The following is a 23,930-nucleotide window of genomic DNA, read 5'->3' as shown; positions in this document are numbered from 1 at the left end:
CGGGAGCCGCATTAACATGAAATCACTCTCTGCTCTGCGTCCGGACGGCACCAATATCGGCCTGATGCTGTTAATTGCGCTGGCGCTGGCGATCTTCACCGTCATGTTACCGGGCCGCTTTCTCACTGATTCGACCTTTATGAGCATGGCATTTCAGCTGCCCGAACTGGGCTTGCTGACGCTGGCGATGTTTATCGCCATTCTCAGCGGCGGACTGAATCTGGCGATCATCGCCACCGCCAACCTGACGGCGCTGTTTATCGCCTGGACACTGATGCGCGCCCTGCCCGCCGATGCCGGCACCGGCATGCAACTGCTGTGGCTGTTTATTGCGATTATCGGCGCGATGCTGATTGCAGCGGTAATCGGCGTGATTACCGGCGTGATGGTGACGCGCATCGGTGCGCACCCGATTCTGGTGACGCTCGCGACCATGATGACGCTGAACGGTATCGGCATCTGGCTGACCAAAGGCGCGGCCGTCAGCGGCATGCCGTCGGTGGTGCAGGCGCTCGGTTCCAACACGCTGCTTGGCGTTCCGCTGCCGCTGTGGGTGTTCCTGTTTGCCGCCGCGCTGCTGGCGCTGTTCCTCGGCAAAACCCGCGCCGGTAAATGCATCTATATGGGCGGCAGCAACATCAACGCCACCTGGTTTAGCGGCATCAATACGCATCGCATGGTGATTCTGGTGTACGTCATCTCCAGCCTGCTGTGTGTGTTGGCCGGTTTGATCATGATGGCGCGCTTCAACTCGGCGCGTATGGGTTACGGCGATGCGTATCTGCTGCTGACGGTGCTGGCCATTATCCTTGGCGGCACCGACCCGAATGGCGGCTTTGGTCGCGTGACCGGCGTGGTGCTGGCGTTGATCGCCCTGCAAGTGCTCTCCACCGGCTTCAACCTGATGAACATCAGCCAGCACGTTAGCCTGGCAATGTGGGGCGCGGTGCTGATTGTGGTGTTGGCCTTCAAACAATTCAAAACTCGCTTTAACGAACATCGTGCCGTCAAGCTCAGCAAACTGGCGGCGGCGCTTAACCCTTTGACCGAAAAAAAGGAAGTATGATGCGTATTCAAGTCTCCCCGTCGTTGATGTGTATGAATCTGATGGAGATCAAGCACCAGCTCGCCGTGCTGGACTCCCGCGCCGACTTCCTGCATATCGACATTATGGATGGTCACTACGTGAAAAATATCACGCTGTCACCGTTCTTTATTGAGCAGATTCGCCCGTTCACCAAAGTGGCGCTGGATGTGCATTTGATGGTCGAGCAGCCCACCGATTTCATTGAAGTGATTGCCAAAGCGGGTGCCGATTACATCTGCCCGCACGCCGAAACCATCAACCGCGATGCATTCCGGGTGATCAATATGATCCGCAGCTTCGGCAAGAAAGTTGGCGTGGTGCTTAATCCTGCTACGCCGGTCTCCTTTATTCATCACTACATTCATCTGGTGGATAAGATCACCGTGATGACGGTGGATCCCGGCTACGCTGGACAACCGTTTATCCCGGAAATGGTGCAGAAGGTGCAAGAGCTGAAAGCGCTGAAGCAGGCCAACGGCTATCAATATCTGATTGAGATTGACGGTTCCTGCAATACCCGCACCTACAACACGCTGGTCGGTGCGGGCGCAGAAGTGCTGATTGTCGGCACCTCCGGTCTGTTCAATATTCACGACGATCTGGAAACCGCCTGGAATATGATGCGCGAAAGCATTGATGAGGCTCAGGGATTGGCGCAGGTATCCGCATGAAAAAATGCTGGCTCGGTATCGACATTGGCGGCACCGGCACACGTCTGCAGCTGATGGAAGAGGAGCGCGTTTGGTCGAGCTTCCGTAAAGTGCCGACGGCCAGCTGGGCGCAGCAGCCTGATGCGCTTAACGCGTTGGGCCAGTTAATCAGCGAAACGCTGGAGCAGCAGCCAGTTAGCGGCGTGATGCTCGGATTACCCGGCATTCTCAGCCGTGACCGCCAGCAGGTGATTTCGCTGCCGTTTATTCAGGCGCTGGACCAGCAACCGGTTGCCGCGCGCCTCACCGAACGCCTTGGCGTACCGGTGGCGATGGACAAAGATGTTAACCATCTGATGCTGTGGGATTTACTGCAGCTGGAGCAGCTGCCAGACAGCGCGGTGGGTTTGTATCCCGGCACCGGCATGGGCAACAGCCTGTGGCTTAACGGCCAGTTTTATCATGGTCAACACGGTGGCGCGGGTGAGCTTGGTCATGTGCCTGTTGCCGGCAACGATCTGCCCTGCCCGTGCGGCAATCGTGGCTGTGCGGAAACCGTGACGTCGGGCCATTGGCTGAGCCGCTGGGCGAGCACCCATGTGCCGGAAACTAACATGTCAGCGCTATTTACCCAGCATCGTGAGCATCCGGAGCTGCAGGCTTTTGTACAGCGGCTGGCGCAACTGATTGCCACCGAGATGAACATCCTCGATCCGGAATACCTGATTCTGGGCGGCGGCGTGCTGGCGATGGCGGACTTCCCGCTGGCACAGCTGCGCAGCCAGATTCAGCAGCATCTTCGTCCACCCGCCACGCGTGAGGGTTTGAAGATCGTGTTTAGCCAATCCACCGACCACACCGGTTGTCGCGGTGCCTGTTTAGCCGCCGAACGTCTGTTCAGGAGTGCATGATGAAAGGAAAAGTGTGTGTGTTTGGCTCGTTCAACCTCGACGTAGTCGCGGTAATGAACCGCTTTCCGATGCCGGGCGAATCGCTCACCGCCCATACCAGCATGATGGGACCGGGCGGCAAAGGCGCGAACCAGGCGACGGCCGCGCTGCGCGCCGGCGCGCGCGTGCACTATATCGGTAAGATTGGTAATGATGACTTCGGCATGTTTGCGCGTCGCCATCTGGAAAAGACCGGTTTCGATGCCATTACCTTGTTTACCTGCAAGGAGAAACCGACCGGCAATGCGCTGATTTATGTCGCCGGGGACGATGCCGAGAATATGATTTCAGTCTATCCCGGCGCGAACACCACCGTAACAGCCGCCGAGGTGACGCGCTGCCAACCCACCGTTGCGGCAGCCGATATTCTGCTGGTGCAGCTGGAGAATAATCTCAGCGCCATCCAGCGCATGATCGACAACGCGCGCGCCGGTGGCACCTTTGTGATTATGAATCCTGCGCCGTGGCAGAAGGTCACCGATGCGCTGCTGGCAAAAGTGGATTTGCTGACGCCTAACAGCACCGAAGCGATGCAGCTGACCGGCGTGAAGGTCACCGACTTCGCCAGCGCGCAGCAAGCCGCAGAGAAGCTGCATCGCAAAGGGGCGCGTCAGGTGATTATTACGTTGGGGGTTTGCGGTGCGTTGCTGTCAGTAGCAGACCAGCCGCCGCTGCGTATTCCGCTGTTCCCGGCTCAGCCGCTGGATACCACCGGCGCGGGCGATGCGTTTAATGGCGCACTGGCGGCGCGGCTGGCTTCCGGCGATGAACTGCCACAGGCGGCGCTGTTTGCTTCAGCTTATGCTTCGCTGTGTGTGGAACGCTCCGGTGCAGCGCACTCGATGCCTTCGTATGCCGAAGCGCTGGCAAGATTGCAGGCGTATCCGCAATGTGTCCCGGAAACGTTGGGAGAGTGTGTGTAAGGCAAGATGGCCACACATTCCTTTAGCGGCGCAATTTATTGCGCATTTTCACCTCGATGAAAAGGTCAAAAGAGCGCAATAAATTGCGCCGCTACGGTCAAAACTACGCCTGCAACCAACCGGCGATCTGCGCATGCTGCAGCAGCATAATGGCTTTACCGTCACGAATGCGGCCATCTTTCACCATCGCCAGCGCCTCCGGGAAACTCAGCTCCAGCACGGTAATCTCTTCATCCTCAACGCCACCGCCCTTGTTGGCGCGCTGTGCATCGCTGTATTCCGCGGCGAAGAAGTGGATCAGTTCAGTCACGCCGCCCGGCGACATGTAGGCTTCAAAAACTTTATCGACCTTACCCACCTGATAGCCGGTCTCTTCTATCGCTTCTTTGCGGATGCAATCTTCCGGCGAGTCGTCATCCAGCAGCCCGGCGCAGGTCTCAATCAGTTCGCCACTTTCATTGCCATTGACATAAGTGGCAATGCGGAACTGACGCACCAGCAGCACGCTATTTTTTTCAGTGTTGTACAGCAGGATGGTGGCGCCGTTACCGCGATCGTACACTTCGCGCTTGTGACGCACGACTTCGCCGTTGTTGCGGGTGAGTTCGTAGGTGAAGTTGCGCAGCACAAACCAGTTTTCTGACAGCAACTTGTCTTTGATGATGTTGATCTTTAACGACATAACCGCTCCACTGCTAAATTGAGGGAGCCTGAGATGATAGGCCGAAGCGGCGGGGAAAACTATCTGAATTGTGAGGCCGGTCGCCGTGATGGGCGCTCCTGGCTCAGTGCACAGAGATTGTAGCGGCGCAATGGGTTGCGCGTTAAATCGCGCCGCTACGGATTGTGCAGTGGTTTGATGCGCTGCGGTAGTGATCGGCATTACGCCAATTCATGCCGCGTTGTTAGGCCTCAAAAACCGTTGGGTTGGTCTTTCATATCGGGCAGATGGTGCGCGATACCTTTGTGGCAATCGATACAGGTTTTCCCTTCCTCAACTGCTTTGCTGTGCATCTTCGCGGCCACGGTCTTCTGCGCGGTGAAATCCATATAATCGAAGTTGTGGCAGTTACGACACTCCTGCGAATTGTTGTTTTTCATCCTGCGCCACTCGTTTTGCGCCAGCTTGATGCGATGATCCTCGAACTTTTGCGGCGTATCGATGATGCCGAAAATCTTGGCATACACCTCTTTGCTCGCCTGGATCTTACGCAGCATTTTCGGGCCCCACTCGTGCGGCACGTGACAATCCGGACAGGTGGCGCGCACGCCGCTGCGGTTGTTGTAGTGCACCGTCTGCATATATTCCTGATAGACGTTATTTCGCATCTCATGGCAGCCAATACAGAACTGCTCGCGGTTGGTCATCTCCATTGCGGTATTGAAGCCGCCCCAGAAAATGATGCCGCCAGCAAAGCCCAGAATCAGTAGCGTACCGAGCGCCAGACGGCTCGGACGCCGCCACCAGCGCCAGATGCGCAGAAGTTTCTCTTTCATCATGTCCTCACTTACCGAAGCCGTCAGCCGGTTTGAAGGTGTTTTCCACCACCGGTTTGGCATCGGTTTGCGGTACGTGACACTGCAGGCAGAAGTAGCGACGCGGCGACACGGTGCTGCTCACCAGTCCATCGCGATCGGTGAAGTGCGTTGGGCTAACGCGTGGCGCGCCGGTGGTGAGATAGCTCTGCGTGCCGTGACACTGCAGACAACGGTTGACGTTTTTCGTCACCTGATAGCCATCGACGCTATGCGGGATCACCGGCGGCTGATTCACATAGTTCAACGGCTTGCGGCTCTGCTCTTTGGGCTGATGAATGGTGCCCTGTTGCGTGGCCGTCACTTCCGGTGACTGATTGAGATCGACGCCGTTGTGGGCGTAAACCGTGCCGCCCAGCATCAGGGCGGCCAAAGTAACAAGTGTGATTAAGGGTTTCATTGCATCCTGCCTTAAATTTTTACCAGCTTGACGGCGCATTTTTTGTAATCGGTCTGCTTCGACAGCGGATCGGTGGCGTCCAGCGTGACGTTGTTGGCCAGCACGCCCGCATCAAAGAACGGCATAAATACCAGACCTTTGGGCGGCTGATTGCGACCGCGCGTTTCCACGGTGGCAAGGGTTTCGCCACGACGCGACACCACGCGGACCTTCTCGCCGCGGCGGAAATTGCGCTCTTTGGCATCCAGCGGATGTATATAGAGTAGCGCCTGCGGCACTGCGCGGTGCAGCTCCGGCACGCGACGCGTCATGGTGCCGGTGTGCCAGTGTTCCAGCACGCGACCGGTACAGAACCACAGGTCGTACTCTTCATCCGGCGATTCGGCTGGCGCTTCGTAGGGCAGCGCGAAAATGGTGGCTTTACCATCCGGCTTGCCGTAGAAACGCACGCCTTCACCGGCTTTGACGTAGCTGTCGTAACCTTCGCGATAGCGCCAGCGCGTCTCTTTGCCATCCACCACCGGCCAGCGCAGGCCGCGCGCCTGATGGTAAGCATCGAACGGCGCAAGATCGTGGCCGTGACCGCGACCAAAGCTGGCGTACTCCTCGAACAAGCCTTTCTGGATGTAGAAGCCAAACTCGCGCGCTTCATCATTCAACTGATCATCTGCCACTTCACTCAGTGGGAATTGGTTGACCTGGCCGTTGGCGTACAGCACATCAAACAGCGTTTTGTCGCGCAGCTCCGGATTCTGCGCCAGCAGCGCTTCCGGCCACACTTCCGCTACCTTGAAACGTTTGGAGAAATTCACCAACTGCCACAGATCGGATTTCGCGTCGCCCGGCGCTTTCACCTGCTGATGCCAGAACTGAGTGCGACGCTCGGCATTGCCATACGCGCCCTCTTTCTCCACCCACATCGCAGTGGGCAGAATCAGGTCAGCTGACAAGGCGCTGACGGTGGGATAGGGATCGGAGACTACGATGAAGTTGCGCTCATCGCGCCAGCCCGGCATACGCTCCTGCGTCAGGTTCGGACCGGCCTGCATATTGTTGTTACACATCACCCAGTAGGCGTTGAGCTTGCCATCTTTCAGCGCGCGATCCTGCGCCACGGCATGCAAACCAATTTTGGCCGGCACCGTGCCCTGCGGCAGCTTCCACAGCTTCTCGGCGGTAGCGCGGTGTTTGTCATTATTAACCACCATGTCCGCCGGTAAACGATGTGAGAAGGTGCCGACTTCACGCGCCGTGCCGCACGCCGACGGCTGGCCGGTGAGCGAGAACGGACCGGTGCCCGGACGTGAAATTTTGCCGGTCAATAAGTGCAGGTTGTAGCACAGGTTATTGGCCCACACGCCGCGCGTATGCTGGTTGAAGCCCATGGTCCAGTACGACACCACGTTGACTTTCGGATCGGCATACAGCTCGGCGAGGGCGATGAGTTGATCTTTCTCCACACCGCTCATTGCGCTGGCTTTTTCCACCGTGTACTCAGAGACAAACTTCGCAAACTCGTCAAAGCTCATCGGCGTGGATTCGCCGCTGTCCGGGTTCTTCGCCGAAGCCTGACGCGGATCGGTGGGGCGCAAACCGTAACCGATGTCGGTCACGCCTTTGCGTAGCGTAACGTGATTCTGCAGGAAGGTTTTATCAACCTTGTTGTTCTGAATAATGTAGTTGGCGATGAAGTTGAGGATCGCCAGATCGCTCTGCGGTGTGAACACCATCGCGTTGTCGGCCAGCTCAAAACTGCGATGACGATAGGTGGAAAGCACCGCCACTTTGACATTCTCACTGCTGAGACGACGCGCGGTGATACGTGACCAGAGAATCGGATGCATCTCCGCCATGTTCGAGCCCCACAGCACAAAAGCGTCGGCCTGCTCGATGTCGTCGTAGCAGCCCATTGGTTCGTCCATGCCGAAGGTGCGCATAAAGCCCACCACCGCTGAAGCCATGCAGTGACGCGCATTGGGATCGAGGTTGTTGGTGCGGAAACCGGCTTTCATCAGCTTGGAGGCCGCGTAACCTTCCCACACCGTCCACTGACCGGAACCGAACATGCCGACCGAATCCGGGCCGTTGGCTTTCAGTGCCGCTTTGAACTTCTCTTCCATGATGTCGAAGGCTTGATCCCAGCTGACCGGGGTGAACTCGCCCTCTTTGGCATATTTACCGTCGGTCATGCGCAGCAGCGGCTGGGTCAGACGATCTTTCCCGTACATGATCTTCGGCAGGAAATAGCCTTTGATACAGTTGAGACCGCGGTTCACTTCTGCCTGCGGATCGCCCTGCGACGCCACTACGCGGCCATCCTGGGTGCCAACCAGCACGCCACAGCCGGTGCCGCAGAATCGGCACGGCGCTTTTTCCCAGCGAATTGGCGCAGCCAATGAGGTCGCGGCTTTGGTGACGGTGGGAATGGTGAGTCCTGCAGCCGTTGCAGCAGCAGCCGCCGCATTGGCCTTCATAAAATCACGACGACTTATGCTCATGATGCTTCCTTACAAGGTTCTTCAATTTCGTCTTGCTGGTGATAGACCAGCGATACCGCCAACACGCCAGCGATGTTGCGGCTCTCTTCAATATTGCGCAGCAGCGCGGCGCTATCCGTCGCACCCAGCGTCACCGCCAGCGTGCCGCGCGCGGCGTCTTCCGCGGCGATGTCGCAATCGGCAAAGGCCAGCAGCGCACTTTTAACGGCGGGAATCGACGCCGGCCGCGCCTGAATCACCAGGCCGCAGACGTGCCAACTGTTTTCATGGTTCATGATGTAATCCTGTGGCTGAGACCGGGCAAGGCGCGATGCAGGCGCCGCAACCGGTGCAATGCTGCGGAAGGGTTTCAGGCTGTGCGATGCCGTTCGGCATCAGCTGGAAACGGATGGCTTGCTGTTCACAACTCTCCTGGCAGCTGCGGCAGTTCACGCCCAGGAAGGTGATGCAGCGGTTGTCGATGCGAATGCGCTGTGGAAACGGCTCGGTTTCACGCGCGTGGAACAGCGGCTGCGGGCAAGCGTCTATGCACGCGGCGCAAAACGTGCATTCGCCCTGCAGAAAATCGAGGTGCGGCACTTCACCGGCAGCCAAGCGGATGATGTGGGTTTCGCAGGCCGAGACGCATGTGCCGCAGCCATCACAACCCTTCTCTCCCCGCCACCATGGCAAAGCGATGCCGTCAGCAGACGCTACGCGCTGCCCGGTAAAGAGTTCACGTCGCGACAGCGCCATCGGTTCACCTTAAACGGGGGAAAGAGAGATGGTGCGTAAAATAACCTGACTCTAAAGAGGGCTATATCACCCCAAAGGGGTAAATCCCGACGTGGGATCAAGTGAAGGGGAATTGAAATAAAAACGGGGGCCAAAAGGCCCCCGTAGATGAGAATCGCTACGATTAACGCGCGTTATCGTCCGCCAGTTTCGGCGATACATCATCCTGGTCGTCAGCATGATGTTCGTGCTCTTTCATCGCTTCGGCATTAACGCGTTTGCGCACGCCAAACCAACCCAGCACGAGCACCACGGCAATCAGGGGAATCGAGGCGATGGTGTACGTCCCGTTCGGATAGTCGAACGCCATCAGCACCAGCACGCTCACCAGGAACAGCAGCGTCAACCAGGAGGTGAACGGCGCCCACGGCAGCTTGAAGCTGACATCTTCGGCTTTACCCTCTTTGATCGCTTTGCGCAGACGCATCTGGCACACCACGATAAAGGCCCACGACGAGATGATGCCGAGTGACGCCACGTTCAGAACGATTTCAAACACCTGCGACGGCACATAGTAGTTCAGCACCACGCCGATGATGTAAACGGCAACGGTGACCAGAATGCCGGCATACGGCACCTGCTGCTTGCTCATCTTCGACATAAACTGTGGCGCAGAACCGCCCATCGACATGGAGCGCAGAATACGGCCGGTGGAATAGAGACCCGAGTTGAGGCTCGACAGCGCGGCGCTCAGCACCACGATGTTCATTACGCTACCGATATAAGGCACGCCCAGTTTGGAGAAGAAGGTCACGAACGGACTTTGCCCCGCCTGATAGGCATTCCACGGCAGCAGCAGTACCAGCAGCACCACGGAACCGACGTAGAACAGGCCGATACGCCAGATCACGCTGTTGATGGCTTTTGGCAGCATGGTCTTGGGATCTTTACATTCGCCTGCTGCGGTACCTACCAGCTCAATCGAGGCGAAGGCGAACACGACGCCCTGCACCAACACCAGCGCTGGCAGCAAGCCGTGCGGGAAGAAACCGCCGTTATCGGTGATCAGATGGAAGCCGGTGGTATTGCCGTCCAGCGGTTTACCGCTGCCGAGGAACACCACGCCGACAATCAGGAACACCACGATAGCCAGCACTTTCACCAGCGCGAACCAGAACTCCATCTCCGCGAACCACTTCACGCCGATCATGTTCATGGTGCCGACAATCGCCAGCGCGCCTAGCGCAAACACCCACTGCGGCACATCGCCAAACGCGCCCCAATAGTGCATATAAAGCGCGACTGCGGTGATATCGACGATACCGGTCATCGCCCAGTTAACGAAATACATCCAGCCCGCAACGTAAGACGCTTTTTCCCCAAGGAATTCACGTGCATAAGAAACAAAGCTGCCGCTGGAAGGACGATGTAACACCAGTTCGCCCAACGCTCGGAGGATAAAGAAGGAGAAGATACCGCACACCAGATAAACCAGCGCCAGTGCAGGACCGGCCATTTGCAGGCGCGCGCCAGCACCGAGGAACAGACCGGTACCGATAGCACCGCCGATGGCGATCATTTGTACCTGGCGGTTACCCATTGCTTTGTGGTAACCGCTGTCGTGCGAGTTGAGCCAGCGTCTTTTCGCAGCGCGTTGTTCGGCTGCGGTTTTTTTAGTTGATTTCATAGCTATCCTGTTTGTCCTGACCATCAATCACCGCGTAACCAAACGATTGCGTATGGCGGTGCGAAATGGGGTAAAAACCCGGTGTCACAGCGGCGGAACGATGTCGCGTGGCGGGCTGGGAATTTACGGCGATGAATCCTACCCGTTCTGCAAGAACGAAGCAAAAAATACCGCCAGGCTGCACAAGATGAATTGTAATAATCCGTCGCGGTGCACAAAAAAACCGGCCAGAGGGCTGACCGGTAAAGGGATGGCTACAGGGATAACTACTGGAGGGAATTAACGATAAATCTCTGCGGTGCCGCTCCACAGGCTGGAGTCGCCCGGAGTTTGTACACCAATAACACGATAGCCGCTGGCACCTTCCTCTTGCGCTTTTTGCGACAGATGGCGCGTTGCATCATCCAGCGAGCCGCGTACGCCGCTGATGGAAACGGTGCCCGCGCTTTGCAGGTTTTGCGCTTGCGTGGCGCTTACGGGCTGGGCCGCCAACGTCGAGAAACTTGCGGTGGCAAGCAGTGCAGCAGTCAGAACGGCATAACGTCTCTTCATGTGATGCTCCTGTTGTCTTCCGTTAAGGGTTAAGCGTTACAGGACTTATTATCACGCAGGGAATGAAAACCAGGTTGAGCAAGCCGTAAAGCCGTTTAATAATTCGCCAGCTTAGCGCGGGTTATTTAGAGAAAGGTAAAGAGAAAGGGTTTTCTCTGTTAAAAGTAACCTGATGTGACGAGATGACACTCGCCGTCACCGCACGGCTGCCCTATAATCCCCCGCTCTTACAAGGGTTATTACTGTGATTGTGAAACGTCCCGTTACTCGTACCATTGCGCGCGCACTTAGCGTGATTGTGCTGCTGTCGCTATTGACCACCGGGCTGGCGCTGATGACGCTCTCCAGCAGCCTGCGCGATGCCGAAGCAGTGAATGTCGCCGGATCGCTGCGCATGCAGATATACCGTCTGGCATGGGACAGCACGCGCGATCCGCAACAGTTGGATCATCACATCCAACTCTACCGGCAAACGCTGGAATCCCCGGCGCTGCAGCATCTGGAGCGCGCGTGGGTACCGCTTGAAGTGAGTAGCCGCTATCGCTATCTGCGTCACAGCTGGCCGATGCTGCAGGAAACGTTGCAGCCCAAGCGGGCACAAATCTACCAGCAGCGTGTCGCGGGCTACGTCAGCGAGATCGACCGCTTCGTGCTGGCATTACAGCATTATGCTGAACTGAAGATGCATCTGGTGGCCGCCAGCAGCCTGTTCGGTTTTCTGGCGATTGTGGCGCTGGCGTTGTGGACGATTCGCTTTATCCGCCGCAACGTGGTGCGACCGCTCAACGCGCTGGTGACCGCCAGCCAATATGTTGAGCAGGCGAATTTCGCTTTTCCGCCGCTGCCGGTGCAACAGCCGAATGAACTGGGCGTGCTGGCGCAGGCTTTTACTACCATGGCCGAACGGCTGCATTCGCACTATCGCCTGCTGGAGTGCGCGGTGCGTGATAAAACCGAAGATCTCACTCAAGCCAATCGCACACTTTCTCTACTGTATGAAAGCTCACAAATTCTCACCAGTAGCCCACCCAATCCCGAACTGTTTCAGGGATTGCTGCGTCTGGTACAGCGCCGTGAAGCGCTGACGGTGCTGAAAATTGTCAGCGAAGGGATTGAGTTTCAGGCCGGTGTGGCGGCGGATGAGGTGAGCTGGCAGCGTTTGCCGTTGATGCAGGAAGAGCAGCGGCTGGGCGAACTGTGCTGGCAAACCCACCGCGCACCGCCCGCCGACGAATTGATGCAGAGCCTGGCGAACATGCTGGCGCGCGCACTGTGGATTTGGCAGACGCAAAAGCAGTATCAGCAGATGCTATTAATAGAAGAGCGCGCCACCATTGCGCGTGAACTGCACGATTCGCTGGCGCAGTCGCTCTCTTTCCTGCGCATCCAGCTGGCGCTGCTGCGACGCAATGTCGATGGGTCGCAACCGCAGGCGCTGGCGATTATCGCTGATTTCGATCGCGCGCTGGCCGAAGCCTATCAGCAGCTGCGCGAACTGCTGACCACCTTCCGTCTGACCATCGAACAGGCTGATTTAGTGCAGGCGATGCAGGCGATGATTGCGCCGCTGCAGGAGCAATCGCAGGCGGCAATCGACTTCGATTATCAGCCCGGCTTGCAGATGCTGGATGCGCAGCAGCAAGTTCATGTGCTGCAGATTGCGCGCGAAGCGCTGCTTAACGCGATTCGCCATGCGCAGGCGCACAATATTCAGATTCACTATCAGCGTGTCGCTGATGAGGACCACTTACTGACCATCGAAGACGATGGCTGCGGCATCAGCAGCCTCGAAGAGCCGCCAGGACATTATGGTCTCACCATCATGGCGGAGCGCGCCGCGCGATTATCCGGCACGCTGATGATCACCCCGCAGGCGCAAGGCACGCGCGTCACGCTGCGTTTTCCACCGCGCCCGACGCACCGGTTGAGCTGACAGATTATAGAGCGCACCTGCTGTAGCGGCGCGATTCATCGCGCAATAAACTGCGCCGCTACGGCAGATGCGTTAATGAAAGAAAGTTGCCTTTGATACTGGAGACATTATGGCTAACCCTTCCCTGACAATTATGATCGTTGACGATCATCCACTGATGCGCCGTGGTATTCGCCAGCTGCTGGCGCTGGAGCCCCGGCTGGACGTGGTAGCGGAAGCCAATAACGGCACCGAAGCGCTGGCCGAAGCACGCCGTTTGTCGCCGGATGTCATTCTGCTGGATCTCAACATGAAAGGCATGTCCGGGCTGGACACGCTGAAAGCGCTGCGTAACGAAGGCATCGCCGCACGGATTCTGGTGCTGACGGTTTCCGATGCGCGCAGTGATATTTATGCGATGGTGGATGCTGGTGCCGATGGCTATCTGCTCAAGGACAGCGAACCCGAACTACTGCTGGCGCAAGTGATGCGCGGCGCTAAAGGTGAAAACGTGTTTAGCGAGGTGGTGGCCGATTATCTGGCGACGCGCCAGCCGACGACAAATCCGTTCAAACAGCTCACCGAACGCGAACTGGATGTGCTGCAGGAAGTGGCGCGTGGCTTATCGAATAAGGAAATTGCTGCCACCTTGCATATCTCCGAAGAGACGGTAAAAGTGCACATTCGCAACTTGCTGCGCAAGCTGGATGTCCGTTCGCGCGTTGCCGCTACGGTACTGTGGCTCGAAAGCCGACATCTGTAGTCGCGCACAAAAAACCGTCACTATATTTACACTTTCTCCATAATTTACTCACGATTCTCTAATTTGTGCCGCGTAGAGTGTCTGCAGCAGGAGTCTTTCGAGAGAGCAGTTTGCACTCCGCCAGCGTGACGCCGTCCGCGCATCGCGCTCATCATAATAAAAGTAAAAAATACGCAGTTGAGGAGTGTCGGTTTCATGTCGAATTTCTTTATCGACCGGCCCATTTTTGCCTGGGTTCTGTCTATTCTGCTCTGCCTGTGCGGTACGTTGGCGATCGTCTCGCTACCGGTTGAGCAATATCCCGACCTCGCGCCGCCTAACGTGCGTATCACCGCCAACTATCCCGGCGCATCCGCGGAAACGCTGGAAAACACCGTTACGCAAGTTATCGAACAGAACATGACCGGCATCGATAATTTGATGTACATGTCCTCCAACAGCAGCAACACCGGCCAGGCCCAGATCACCCTCACCTTTACCGCTGGCACCAACCCCGACGAAGCGCGCCAGCAGGTGCAAAACCAATTGCAAAGTGCGCTGCGTAAATTGCCTGCGGCTGTACAGTCACAAGGTGTGACGGTGAATAAAACCGGTGACAGCAATATCCTGATGATTGCCTTCGTCTCTACCGACGGAAGCATGGACAAACAGGATATTTCAGATTACGTCGCCAGTAACATTCAGGATCCGCTCAGCCGTGTTGATGGCGTCGGCCAGGTGGATGCTTACGGCTCGCAATATGCGATGCGTATCTGGCTCGATCCCAACAAGCTGATTGCCTACGCGCTGACCACCGAAGACGTGGTGAGCGCGATTGAATCGCAAAATGCGCAGGTGGCGGTGGGTCAGGTAGGCGGATTGCCGTCGGTGGACAAGCAAGCGCTCAACGCCACGGTGAATGCGCAGTCGATGCTGCAAACCCCGGCGCAGTTCAAAGCGGTGACGCTGAAAACCAACAGCGACGGCTCGGTGGTGACGCTCGGCGATGTGGCGGATGTGGCGATGGGCGCGGAAAAATATGACTTCCTCAGCCGCTACAATGGTCAGGCGGCATCGGGGCTCGGCATTAAGCTGGCTTCCGGTGCCAATGAGATGAATACCGACAAACTGGTGCGTGAGCGTATTGCTGAGCTGTCGCATTACTTTCCGCACGGGCTGGAAGCCAAAGTCGCTTACGAAACCACGCCGTTTGTTAAGGCCTCGATTAAAGACGTGGTGAAGACCCTGCTGGAAGCGATCCTGCTGGTGTTCCTTGTGATGTATCTGTTCCTGCAAAACTTCCGTGCCACGCTAATTCCGACTATTGCCGTGCCGGTGGTGCTGCTCGGCACCTTTGCGGTGCTCTACGCCTTCGGCTACAGCATCAACACCCTGACGATGTTCGCCATGGTGCTCGCCATCGGCTTGCTGGTGGATGATGCCATCGTGGTGGTGGAAAACGTCGAGCGCATCATGAGTGAGGAAGGTCTGTCGCCGCGCGCAGCCACGCGTAAATCGATGGGCCAGATTCAGGGCGCGCTGGTTGGCATTGCGCTGGTGCTGTCGGCGGTGTTTGTGCCGATGGCGTTCTTTGGCGGCACCGTCGGCGCCATCTATCGCCAGTTTTCAATCACTATCGTTTCGGCGATGGTGCTTTCGGTATTGGTGGCGATGATTCTGACGCCCGCGCTCTGTTCCACGCTGCTGAAACCGCTGGAGCAAGGCCATCATCACGGTCGTCGTGGCTTCTTCGGCTGGTTTAACCGCACCTTCAACGCCAGCGCAGAACGTTACGAGCGCGGCGTCGCTAAAATTCTGCGTAAAGGCGGCCGCTGGCTGCTGCTCTATCTGGCGATTATCGGCGTGATGGCGTTCCTGTTTATTCGTCTGCCCACCTCGTTCCTGCCGCTGGAAGATCGCGGCGTGTTCCTGACGCAGGTGCAATTGCCGGCCGGTTCGACGCTGCAACAAACCTCGAACGTGGTGGCGAAGGTCGAAAATTATTATATGACCCAGGAGAAAGACAATGTGGTTTCGGTGTTCTCCACTATCGGAGCGGGTCCTGGCGGTAACGGTCAAAACGTCGCGCGCCTGTTCGTTCGCTTGAAAGATTGGGAGGAGCGTCCGGGCAGCGATCGCACCTCTTTCGCCATCATTGAGCGCGCGACTAAAGCCTTCCACAAGATCAACGAAGCGCGCGTTATCGCCAGCAGCCCGCCCGCGATTACCGGCATGGGCAGTTCGTCGGGCTTCGATATGGAGCTGCAGGATCACGGTGGCATCGGCCACACGCGACTAATGGCAATGCGCGATAAGTTACTGGAGATGGCTGACAGCAATCCGGCGCTGTCGCGGGTACGTCACAACGGCCTCGACGACAGCCCGCAGTTGCAGATTGATGTCGACCAGCGCAAAGCGCAGGCGCTTGGCGTGTCGCTGGATACCATCAACGACACCTTAACCACCGCGTGGGGCTCAACTTACGTCAATGACTTCCTCGATCGCGGTCGCGTGAAGAAAGTCTACGTGCAGGCGGCGGCAGAGTTCCGCATGCTGCCGGAAGACGTAAATAAGTGGTATGTGCGTAACAACAGCGGCAGCATGGTGCCCTTCTCTGCCTTCGCCACCAGCCATTGGCAAACCGGTTCACCGCGTCTGGAGCGCTACAACGGTTACTCTGCGCTGGAGATTGTCGGTGAAGCGGCGAACGGCGTCAGCAGCGGTACCGCGATGGACGAGATGGAGAAACTGGTTGGGCAGCTGCCGCTGGGCGTAGGCTTCCAGTGGACCGGCGCCTCCTATCAGGAACGTTTGTCCGGTTCTCAGGCGCCGGCGCTGTATGCGATTTCGCTGCTGGTGGTATTCCTGTGTCTGGCGGCGTTGTATGAGAGCTGGTCGATTCCATTCTCAGTGATGCTGGTGGTGCCGCTCGGCGTGGTGGGCGCGCTGGTGGCAACCTGGATGCGCGGGCTGGAGAACGATGTCTATTTCCAGGTGGGCTTGCTCACGGTGATTGGCTTGTCGGCGAAGAATGCCATTTTGATTGTCGAGTTCGCCAATGAGATCAACAGTAAAGGCCGCGAGCTGATGGAGTCTACGCTGGAGGCTTCGCGTCAGCGTCTGCGCCCGATCCTGATGACTTCGCTGGCGTTTATCTTCGGGGTACTGCCGATGGCCATCAGCAGCGGTGCCGGTTCCGGCAGCCAGCACGCGGTGGGTACCGGCGTGATGGGCGGGATGATTTCCGCTACCGTGCTGGCGATTTTCTTTGTGCCGCTGTTCTTTGTGGTGGTACGCCGCCGCTTCCCGCTGAAAGAGAAGCCGCACGATTAAGCAGGCCATTGCGCCGCTAAGGCTTGTGCGGACATCAGGTTCCGCGCATATCAAGTGCACACACTTGTCGCGGCGTGATATATCGCGCGCGGTTAAATGAATAAAAAAGCCGCCATGAACATCCATGGCGGCTTTATTGTTGTGTGTGGTAAGAATTACAGCAAGTTGGGAAGTGCCCTGCTTTTCTCTTCACGCGTTACTTACGTAACATCGCTTCGATGAATTCTTTCCAGTTTCCCATTTCGGTGTCGACCATAAAACCCTCTCTTATTGTAGCGGCAATTCTACGCCGTTTTTTTCTGGTGGTGAATACGTTTCCACCTGTTATCACTATCGGCAAAAGCGTAGAAAAGCTTCAATCTGTTGAAATTGCGTACTGACGCACATTTCAGCAACTCTATAATGCGGCAGGAAAAATGGCTGAATTAAATCGGGTAGCAGAAATCTGCGTTTAGGATAATCCTTAGTGGCTTAATGATGTCGCAGGCAATTATTAGGTGCGTAAGTGAAAGCGCTTCTTGGCCCTAAGTAATAAAATTTATAACGGCTTAAAGGTCATGAAAAATGGGTGAATAAGGCCGGCTTTCACCGTCAGCGCTCACAGCCCTTAGAGCGCTGTGGTAAACTCGCGCTTTATTTTTTACTCAACGGGAATAAGCGATGACAGCGCAGTGGGTGATGTACGGAATTAAAAATTGCGACACGATTAAAAAAGCACGCAACTATTTAGCGTCTTCCGGTATCGACTACTGTTTTCACGACTATCGCGTGGAGGGCATTGACGACGCGCTGCTGCAATCGTTTATCGATCAACTCGGTTATGAGGCGCTGCTGAATACGCGCGGTACCACGTGGCGCAAGCTGCCGGAAGCCGAACGCGACGCGGTAAACGATGCCGCCAGCGCCAAAGCGGTGATGCTGGCGCAGCCTGCCATCATCAAGCGTCCGGTGTTAGCCGCGCCGAATGGCGATCTGCTGGTCGGCTTCAAAGATTCCCTTTATTCCGCCTTTATCCAGGAGAAGTCATAATATGTTCTGTCCGGTTATTGAGCTGGCTCAGCAGCTTATCCGTCGCCCGTCACTCAGCCCGGATGATGCCGGTTGTCAGGCGCTGCTGATTGCGCGTCTGGAAGCCATCGGCTTCACGGTTGAGCCAATGCACATTGGCGATACGCTGAACTTTTGGGCGACGCGCGGCCAGGGCGAAACGCTGGCGTTTGCCGGTCATACCGATGTGGTGCCGCCGGGCGACGCCAACCGCTGGATCAGCCCGCCGTTTGAACCCAGCATCCGCGACGGCATGCTGTTTGGCCGCGGTGCCGCCGATATGAAAGGTTCGCTGGCGGCGATGGTGGTGGCAGCGGAACGCTTTGTGGCCGCTAATCCGCAGCATAAAGGTCGTCTGGCGTTTCTGATTACCTCCGATGAAGAAGCCAGCGCGGTTAACGGAACGGTGAAAGTGGTTGAGCGCTTGATGGCGCGCAACGAACGCATGGATTATTGCCTGGTCGGCGAACCGTCGAGCACCGAGATTGTGGGTGACGTGGTGAAGAATGGCCGTCGCGGCTCGATGACCGCGAATCTCACTATTCATGGCGTGCAGGGCCACGTAGCCTATCCGCATCTGGCGGATAATCCGGTGCATCGCGCCATGCCGGCGCTGAATGAGCTGGTAGAAACCGTGTGGGATGGAGGCAACGAATTCTTCCCGCCGACCAGCATGCAGATCGCCAACGTGCAAGCCGGAACCGGCAGCAACAACGTGATTCCTGGCGAATTCTTTGTGCAGTTCAACTTCCGTTTCAGCACGCAGTTGACCGATCAGATGATTAAAGATCGCGTGGCGGAGCTGCTCGATCGTCATCAGCTGCGCTATACGCTGGAGTGGAATGTTTCCGGCCAGCCATTCCTGACATCACGCGGTAAGCTGGTGGATGCCGTGGTGAACGCTGTGGCGCACTATAATGAAATTAAGCCGCAGTTGCTAACTACCGGCGGCACCTCCGATGGGCGCTTCATTGCGCGCATGGGTGCGCAGGTGGTGGAACTGGGCCCGGTGAACGCCACCATTCATAAGATCAATGAGTGCGTGAAAGCGTCAGATTTGCAGATGCTGAGCCGTATGTATCAGCGCATCATGGAACAGCTGATCGCCTAAGCGCGAAAGGAGAAAGGGGATGGAATTCTTTAAAGAGTACTGGTGGATCCTGGTGATCCTGCTGATGGTTGGTATTTTGATGAACGTTTACAAAGACCTAAAACGTATCGACCATAAAAAATTCATGGACAACAAACCGACGTTACCGCCGCATCGTGATTTCAACGATAAATGGGATGACGAGGACGACTGGCCGAAAAAGAAATAATCGTCATATCGCAAACGGCGCGATAACTCGCGCCGTTACGCATCCTGCTACATCATCATCACCACATCATCATCGCCCGGCTTCGCACCGCTTAGCGCCTCATCGAAGTAACGACGCGGCACAGTATAACGCAGATGATTCAGCGCCAGTTCCATGCTGCGATCGTTAATCGCGTGCGGTAAATCTTCCACCACATCCAGCGTGACATCGCCGCCCAACGAAATCAGACGTTGCTTCGCCTCTTCGGCGTGCTGCAGCGGGATTTGTTCGTCGTAATCGCCATGAATCAGATGAATGGTATTGCGCGTGCTGGCCCGCAACGGCAGCGTGGCATAGCGGCCGCTGAACACAATCGCGCGTCCCGCCAAATCCGGCTGCGCTTTCATGCCTTCCAGCACCATGATGCCGCCCTGGGAAAAGCCCACCAGCGCCGTGGCTTCGGCACGCACGCCGCTCTCTTGCTGCCAGTGACGCACCGATGCCACGAACTCTGGCATGATCGCATCCACGCCCTGCTGTTCCGAACGATCGTGCGGCGGTATATCGGCAAACCACTGACGTCCTTGCGGCACGCTGCCCGCGTAAGGTGCGCCGACCGACACCACCAGCGCTTGCGGGAACGCTTTCGCGAACCAGCTACCAATCTGCGCCATCGAATCCGGGTTGTCGTTGATGCCGTGATACAGCAGAAACAGCTGTGCTGCACTGCTGGGTTGCTGAACAATTACATATCGTAGTGCCATAAGATCCTCCTCAAATCACTATACGCCGCTGCTGGCACAGAGATATCGGGAAAATTTGAACGAGATAATGGATTTATTGCAATGAACGCAGCCGCTGCGCCGCGTCGGGATTGAGGCGAATCAGTGCTGCGCCAGCTTCCGATCGCAGCTGGTTTATCAAGGCTTTACGACCGCTGAGACCGGCATGTTGCGCGGCATCGGTTAGCGTCTGTTTTTGCAGCAGGATGGCATTCAACAACGGTGAAGGAGACTGGCGCACCAGCCGCTGTAGCGCCGCGTAGCTGGCTTCGAACGGGCGCTGCGCCCAGGCAAAGCCGGCCAGCAGCGCCCAGTCATCCTCGTTTAGCTGCTGGCTGGCATCGCTTACCAGCGTTAACGGTAAATCTATAATCGCTTGCAGCCACAGCCAATCACGCGCCAGGCGCTGCGCTGCCTGCTGTTGTAGCGCTTCACCTGCCGCCGAGATTGCCAGCAGCGCCATCGCGGCATAGCAGCCGCTGCTGGCTTCGCGCTGCGAGCCAATCCGCACCAGCGTAAAACCGCAGGCGCGCCAGAAGTGCCACAAGGATTCGGTGTAGCCGAAACTCACCGAGAGATAATCACATTTCTGCGCCTGCTGACGTGCGGTGGCCACCAATGCTTTGCCGATCCCACGCTGACGCTGTGACGCCTGCACCGCAATCCGGCTAATGCGCAGTGAGCGCAGCGTTGCCGCCTGCGCGAAACCGGCATGGGCCGCCAGCGATTGCGCCACCAGATTGCCACGCGGCCGACGATGACCGGCCCACACCGCGTCAGCCAATGGCTGATCCAATCCGCCCTCTTCTACCAGCCACAACGCGCCGGTTACCTGTTCGGCTGCACCCGCCAACCAAAAACGCATGCCGGGCGCATCCAGCATGCGCCGTAAATCCAGTGGCGAAGTGCGATAGTGCGCACTGGCAAGCAGGCGATAGCCCGCTTCCAGCGCCGTTATGTTGTGTTCCGGCGTTGCCGGATAAATGGCGATCTCATCGCTTGCGCGGCTCTCCTGCGCCTCTTCAAACAGCAACGCCTGGCTGAGCCACTGCTCCAGCGGATCGTTCGGCGACCAGCGCAACGGCTCGTCGAGCTGGAAGAGGCGCACATCCGGCAAGGTGGCGCAGAAGCGCAGCATAAAGCCGCGTCCGGTGCCTTCATAACCTTGCACGGTAGTGATAAGCAGTACGCGCGGGAAACGTTGCACCAGCTGTTGCAGGATGGGCGCGGGAATGGCGGCCGCTTCATCGACAATCAACCACTGCGCCTGAGGCGTCGCTTCCTGCGCGAGAACGGCATCGGGAGCCATGAAACTGAAATGCTCACCAGCAAATTCTGCCAGCACCGCCGTGGAGACTTTGGCCGGTGCCGTGACTAAACAGTGTTGATTGCGCTGCGCCAGCATGCCGGCCAACGCCGATTTGCCGCGACCGCGCGCGGCGGTGATCACTGCCACGCCCGGCGGCATCGCTTCAAGCTGTTCAAGGATTTGCGCCTGCTGCTGCGGTACCTGACAGCGCCAGTCGGGCAGATGCGTTTCCACCGGATAACGCACCGCTTGATGCTGACGTTGCAACATCACCTGCGCGTCTTGCCGCATCAGCGATTGCAGATGGTGGATAAAATGCGGCGTGGCGATCGGTTCAGCGACATCCGCCCAGCGCAGGCTGTCGGCATCGGTCTGCTTGGGCCAGCTTTCCCAATCAGGCGTTAACAGCAATAACCAGCTGCCCGCGCGTAAGGTTCCGGCCAGTGCTGCAAAAGCTTCGGCGTGAAAACCGCGGCGGGCATCGAATATCGCATGCTGAAACTCACGTCCCAACAAGGTGCGTAAGGCAGCGGGCGCAACGGCGTGCGAGAAATCGGTGCTGTCGCTCACCGTCAGCCAGTCGCCGGGCAGCGCGGTGTGCCAACCTGTGGCCTGCTGCTGCGCCCACTCCGCATCACCCGCTATCACGCAAAGGCGGCGAATGCCTGCACGCTGCATCGCCGCCGTTTGTTCAACCAGGGAGATCACTTGCTAGCGAAGGTGTTGCACTGGCCAGGATCGCCGCTATCGAAACCGCGTTTCAGCCAGGTGTAACGCTGCTGAGAGGTGCCATGGGTGAAGCTATCCGGCACTACGCGGCCCTGAACTTTCTGCTGCAGACGATCGTCGCCAATCGCTTCAGCTGCGTTAAGTGCTTCCTGCAGATCGCCCACTTCCAGAACGTTTTGCTGCTCCATGTAATGGCCCCAAACGCCGGCGAAGCAATCCGCCTGCAGCTCCATTTTCACCGACAGCTGATTCGCCTGCGCCTGGCTCGCGCCCTGCTGCATCTGACGCACTTTTGGCTCAATGCCCAGCAGCTTTTGAACGTGATGCCCCACTTCATGCGCAATCACGTAGCCTTGCGCAAAGTCGCCACCGGCACCGAGTTTGGTTTTCATGTCATCGTAGAATGACAAATCGATATACACGGTTTGATCGGCAGGACAGTAAAACGGCCCCATCGCCGATTGGCCAGTGCCGCAGTTGGTGCGCGTTGCCCCGCGATACATCACCAGCTTCGGCGGCACATACTGTTTGTTCATCTGCTGGAACAGCTTGCTCCAGGTATCTTCGGTGGTTGCCAGAATCACCGAGGTGAATTTGGCATCTTCGTTGCTCTGCGCGGTGTTTACCTGACGCTGCTGCGACGTTGGCGCGACACTGCCGCCGCCGCCTTCCAATAACGCGGTGAGGTCGTAGCCGTAATAGCCGGCAACAGCGACCACCACCAGCAAGATAAGGCCGCCTTTGCCGCGTGGAATGCGGATTTGCCGTCCCCCGCCGCCGCCAAGGCCAGGTGAATCATTGCGTCGATCTTCTACATTGTCGCTTTCACGACGCCCTTGCCAGCGCATGGTCTAACTCCTTTAAACATGTTTGGCATGATTTTAGTTGGCGGCAGCGGTAAGCACCAGTGTTGTAGTGACAGCACGGTAAGAATGAGAGAAACGGTGTGATAAAGGAGGAAGGAATTTGTAGGGGCGCGATTTATCGCGCAATGTCTGGAAGGTGCACCGACCGTAAAAGAGCGCGATAAATCGCGCCGCTACGGGCCGGTGCAAACAGGACTTAATCCAGCTTCACACCCAAACGCTGTGCAACTTCTTCGTACGCTTCAACCAAGCCGCCAAGGCTCTGACGGAAACGATCTTTGTCCATTTTATCCATGGTGTTTTTGTCCCACAGACGCGCGCCATCTGGCGAGAACTCATCACCCAGCACCACTTCGCCGTTGAACAGACCAAACTCCAGCTTGAAGTCGACCAGGATCAAACCTGCGTCATCAAACAGTTTACTCAGCACATCATTGGCTTTGAAGGTCAGCTCTTGCATGCGTGCCAGATTCGCTTTGCTCACCCAGCCGAAGGTTTCGCAATAGGATTCGTTGACCATCGGGTCGTGTTTGGCGTCATCTTTCAGGAAGAGATCAAACAGCGGTGGATTGAGCACAATGCCCTCTTCCACACCCAGACGTTTTACCAGCGATCCTGCCGCTCGGTTGCGCACCACGCACTCCACCGGCACCATCTCCAGCTTTTTCACCAGCGCTTCGTTATCTGACAGCAGCGCTTCCATCTGGGTCGGAATGCCCGCTTCCTGCAATTTGGTCATGATGAAATGGTTAAACTTGTTGTTTACCATTCCTTTGCGATCAAACTGCTCGATTCGTGCACCGTCTCCTGCTGACGTATCGTTGCGGAATTCAAGTACCAGCAGATCCGGATTATCGGTGCTGTATACGGTTTTCGCTTTACCGCGATACAACTCAGCTCGCTTTTGCATCTTGT

The 23,930-nt window shown here is 57.2% G+C and carries 23 protein-coding genes; 10 read left to right on the top strand and 13 right to left on the bottom strand.

Features of this window, described 5'->3' with window-relative positions; all coding sequences use genetic code 11:
- Window positions 1-16: 16 nt before the first annotated feature.
- Genes PZBJ_RS17555 through PZBJ_RS17540 form a run of 4 tightly spaced genes read left to right on the top strand, consistent with a single transcriptional unit; the run spans window position 17 to window position 3,610 of the window.
- Window positions 17-1,066, top strand: a complete 1,050-nt coding sequence (locus PZBJ_RS17555; RefSeq protein WP_101763544.1) for an ABC transporter permease — start codon at window positions 17-19, stop codon at window positions 1,064-1,066.
- A complete protein-coding gene (gene alsE, locus PZBJ_RS17550) occupies window positions 1,066-1,758 on the top strand; it encodes a D-allulose 6-phosphate 3-epimerase (RefSeq protein ID WP_061717928.1) in 693 nt (230 codons plus the stop codon). The genes PZBJ_RS17555 and alsE overlap by 1 nt, the downstream gene beginning before the upstream one ends.
- Window positions 1,755-2,648, top strand: coding sequence for an allose kinase (gene alsK / locus PZBJ_RS17545; protein WP_101763543.1), 894 nt, complete (start codon window positions 1,755-1,757; stop codon window positions 2,646-2,648). The genes alsE and alsK overlap by 4 nt, the downstream gene beginning before the upstream one ends.
- The gene (locus PZBJ_RS17540) at window positions 2,648-3,610 is read left to right on the top strand and encodes a ribokinase (protein ID WP_101763542.1); all 963 of its coding nucleotides are present in this window, start codon (window positions 2,648-2,650) and stop codon (window positions 3,608-3,610) included. Before alsK ends, PZBJ_RS17540 begins: the two co-directional genes overlap by 1 nt.
- 103 nt (window positions 3,611-3,713) lie before the next feature.
- Here the strand turns inward: PZBJ_RS17540 and nudK are convergent, their stop codons facing one another.
- The 8 genes from nudK to PZBJ_RS17500 all read right to left on the bottom strand — a co-directional run bounded on the left by nudK (window position 3,714) and on the right by PZBJ_RS17500 (window position 10,997).
- Window positions 3,714-4,292 (bottom strand): GDP-mannose pyrophosphatase NudK, encoded by a 579-nt coding sequence (nudK, locus tag PZBJ_RS17535; protein ID WP_101763541.1) that lies wholly within the window; start codon window positions 4,290-4,292, stop codon window positions 3,714-3,716.
- 230 nt (window positions 4,293-4,522) lie between these two features.
- The gene (gene napC / locus PZBJ_RS17530) at window positions 4,523-5,107 is read right to left on the bottom strand and encodes a cytochrome c-type protein NapC (RefSeq protein ID WP_101763540.1); all 585 of its coding nucleotides are present in this window, start codon (window positions 5,105-5,107) and stop codon (window positions 4,523-4,525) included.
- A gap of 7 nt (window positions 5,108-5,114) precedes the next feature.
- Window positions 5,115-5,546 (bottom strand): nitrate reductase cytochrome c-type subunit, encoded by a 432-nt coding sequence (gene napB, locus PZBJ_RS17525; protein ID WP_101763539.1) that lies wholly within the window; start codon window positions 5,544-5,546, stop codon window positions 5,115-5,117.
- A gap of 11 nt (window positions 5,547-5,557) precedes the next feature.
- Complete coding sequence (gene napA / locus PZBJ_RS17520; protein WP_101763538.1) at window positions 5,558-8,044, bottom strand: nitrate reductase catalytic subunit NapA; 2,487 nt, start codon at window positions 8,042-8,044, stop codon at window positions 5,558-5,560.
- Window positions 8,041-8,319, bottom strand: a complete 279-nt coding sequence (locus PZBJ_RS17515; RefSeq protein WP_101763537.1) for a chaperone NapD — start codon at window positions 8,317-8,319, stop codon at window positions 8,041-8,043. Before PZBJ_RS17515 ends, napA begins: the two co-directional genes overlap by 4 nt.
- Window positions 8,309-8,779 (bottom strand): ferredoxin-type protein NapF, encoded by a 471-nt coding sequence (napF, locus tag PZBJ_RS17510; protein ID WP_101763536.1) that lies wholly within the window; start codon window positions 8,777-8,779, stop codon window positions 8,309-8,311. The genes PZBJ_RS17515 and napF overlap by 11 nt, the downstream gene beginning before the upstream one ends.
- A gap of 163 nt (window positions 8,780-8,942) precedes the next feature.
- On the bottom strand, window positions 8,943-10,445 hold the full coding sequence (ansP, locus tag PZBJ_RS17505; RefSeq protein WP_101763535.1) for an L-asparagine permease: 1,503 nt from the start codon (window positions 10,443-10,445) through the stop codon (window positions 8,943-8,945).
- A 279-nt stretch (window positions 10,446-10,724) separates the two neighbouring features.
- Window positions 10,725-10,997 (bottom strand): YdgH/BhsA/McbA-like domain containing protein, encoded by a 273-nt coding sequence (locus PZBJ_RS17500; protein WP_101763534.1) that lies wholly within the window; start codon window positions 10,995-10,997, stop codon window positions 10,725-10,727.
- 244 nt (window positions 10,998-11,241) lie between these two features.
- Between PZBJ_RS17500 and narQ the strand changes: the two genes are divergently transcribed.
- The 3 genes from narQ (at window position 11,242) to acrD (ending at window position 16,984) form a co-directional block, all read left to right on the top strand.
- Window positions 11,242-12,930: a nitrate/nitrite two-component system sensor histidine kinase NarQ gene (narQ, locus tag PZBJ_RS17495; protein ID WP_101763533.1), complete on the top strand. Its 1,689-nt coding sequence runs from the start codon at window positions 11,242-11,244 to the stop codon at window positions 12,928-12,930.
- 109 nt (window positions 12,931-13,039) lie between these two features.
- Window positions 13,040-13,672, top strand: a complete 633-nt coding sequence (locus PZBJ_RS17490) for a response regulator (RefSeq protein WP_101763532.1) — start codon at window positions 13,040-13,042, stop codon at window positions 13,670-13,672.
- A gap of 195 nt (window positions 13,673-13,867) precedes the next feature.
- On the top strand, window positions 13,868-16,984 hold the full coding sequence (acrD, locus tag PZBJ_RS17485; protein ID WP_101763531.1) for a multidrug efflux RND transporter permease AcrD: 3,117 nt from the start codon (window positions 13,868-13,870) through the stop codon (window positions 16,982-16,984).
- Between the two features lie 196 nt (window positions 16,985-17,180).
- Here acrD and ypfM read toward each other — a convergent pair whose 3' ends face one another.
- Complete coding sequence (ypfM, locus tag PZBJ_RS24530) at window positions 17,181-17,240, bottom strand: protein YpfM (protein WP_137386901.1); 60 nt, start codon at window positions 17,238-17,240, stop codon at window positions 17,181-17,183.
- A 404-nt stretch (window positions 17,241-17,644) separates the two neighbouring features.
- Here ypfM and PZBJ_RS17480 point away from each other — a divergent pair, with 404 nt between their 5' ends.
- The 3 genes from PZBJ_RS17480 to PZBJ_RS17470 are packed head-to-tail and all read left to right on the top strand — an operon-like array spanning window position 17,645 to window position 19,350.
- Window positions 17,645-18,013: an ArsC family reductase gene (locus PZBJ_RS17480; protein WP_101763530.1), complete on the top strand. Its 369-nt coding sequence runs from the start codon at window positions 17,645-17,647 to the stop codon at window positions 18,011-18,013.
- Between the two features lies 1 nt (window position 18,014).
- Entirely contained in the window at window positions 18,015-19,142 is a 1,128-nt protein-coding gene (gene dapE / locus PZBJ_RS17475) for a succinyl-diaminopimelate desuccinylase (RefSeq protein ID WP_101763529.1), read from the top strand.
- 19 nt (window positions 19,143-19,161) lie between these two features.
- A complete protein-coding gene (locus PZBJ_RS17470) occupies window positions 19,162-19,350 on the top strand; it encodes a YpfN family protein (protein WP_008108368.1) in 189 nt (62 codons plus the stop codon).
- Window positions 19,351-19,397: 47 nt separating this feature from the next.
- Here the strand turns inward: PZBJ_RS17470 and ypfH are convergent, their stop codons facing one another.
- The 4 genes from ypfH to purC form a co-directional block, all read right to left on the bottom strand.
- Window positions 19,398-20,093: an esterase gene (ypfH, locus tag PZBJ_RS17465; RefSeq protein ID WP_101763528.1), complete on the bottom strand. Its 696-nt coding sequence runs from the start codon at window positions 20,091-20,093 to the stop codon at window positions 19,398-19,400.
- A gap of 73 nt (window positions 20,094-20,166) precedes the next feature.
- Entirely contained in the window at window positions 20,167-22,125 is a 1,959-nt protein-coding gene (locus PZBJ_RS17460) for a tRNA(Met) cytidine acetyltransferase TmcA (protein ID WP_101763558.1), read from the bottom strand.
- A complete protein-coding gene (gene ypfJ / locus PZBJ_RS17455) occupies window positions 22,125-22,997 on the bottom strand; it encodes a KPN_02809 family neutral zinc metallopeptidase (protein WP_101763527.1) in 873 nt (290 codons plus the stop codon). The genes PZBJ_RS17460 and ypfJ overlap by 1 nt, the downstream gene beginning before the upstream one ends.
- Window positions 22,998-23,211: 214 nt before the next feature.
- Window positions 23,212-23,925 carry a phosphoribosylaminoimidazolesuccinocarboxamide synthase gene (purC, locus tag PZBJ_RS17450; RefSeq protein ID WP_007884822.1) on the bottom strand — a complete coding sequence of 238 codons (714 nt, stop codon included), beginning with the start codon at window positions 23,923-23,925 and terminating at the stop codon, window positions 23,212-23,214.
- Window positions 23,926-23,930: the final 5 nt, after the last annotated feature.

This window comes from Pantoea endophytica (assembly GCF_002858935.1).
GTDB classification, from domain to species: domain Bacteria; phylum Pseudomonadota; class Gammaproteobacteria; order Enterobacterales; family Enterobacteriaceae; genus Pantoea; species Pantoea leporis.
The sequence above is the reverse complement of the archived record's forward strand: the minus strand, read 5'-3'. Positions and strand labels throughout refer to the sequence as shown.